General features: G+C 48.3%; 2 tRNA genes and 1 rRNA gene. All 3 read left to right on the forward strand.

The window, feature by feature from the left end:
- Positions 1-78: ribosomal RNA gene (locus F4V72_RS23985) — 16S ribosomal RNA — on the forward strand; the annotation flags it as partial.
- Between the two features lie 69 nt (positions 79-147).
- Positions 148-224 (forward strand) — tRNA-Ile (locus tag F4V72_RS23990).
- 110 nt (positions 225-334) lie between these two features.
- Positions 335-410 (forward strand) — tRNA-Ala (locus F4V72_RS23995).
- The last annotated feature ends 188 nt before the right edge of the window (positions 411-598 follow it).

Here is a 598-nt window from a genome sequence, read left to right on the forward strand (position 1 = left end):
ACCACTTTGTGATTCATGACTGGGGTGAAGTCGTAACAAGGTAACCGTAGGGGAACCTGCGGTTGGATCACCTCCTTACCTGAAAGAAACGGTCTTTGCAGTGCTCACACAGATTGTCTGATGAAAAACGAGCAGTAAAACCTCTACAGGCTTGTAGCTCAGGTGGTTAGAGCGCACCCCTGATAAGGGTGAGGTCGGTGGTTCAAGTCCACTCAGGCCTACCAGATTCGCTCCCGTGCTTTGTTGTGGCAAAGCTCGCATACTTTAAGTATGCTTCGCTTCACCACGCCGCGCCCGGAAACGAATCAAAGGTGAGAGGTTCTGACTACACGATGGGGCTATAGCTCAGCTGGGAGAGCGCCTGCTTTGCACGCAGGAGGTCTGCGGTTCGATCCCGCATAGCTCCACCATCTCGTGAGTGTATTACGAAAAAATACTTCAGAGTGTACCTGAAAGGGTTCACTGCGAAGTTTTGCTCTTTAAAAATCTGGATCAAGCTGAAAATTGAAACAAGAACAATTCCGATTGTTCATGAGTCTCTCAAATTTTCGCAATCATGAAGATGACCTGTAAAAGGTGAAGTGAGCGAAGTGAAGAC

It is taken from the genome of Salmonella enterica subsp. diarizonae, assembly GCF_008692785.1.
Lineage (GTDB): Bacteria > Pseudomonadota > Gammaproteobacteria > Enterobacterales > Enterobacteriaceae > Salmonella > Salmonella diarizonae.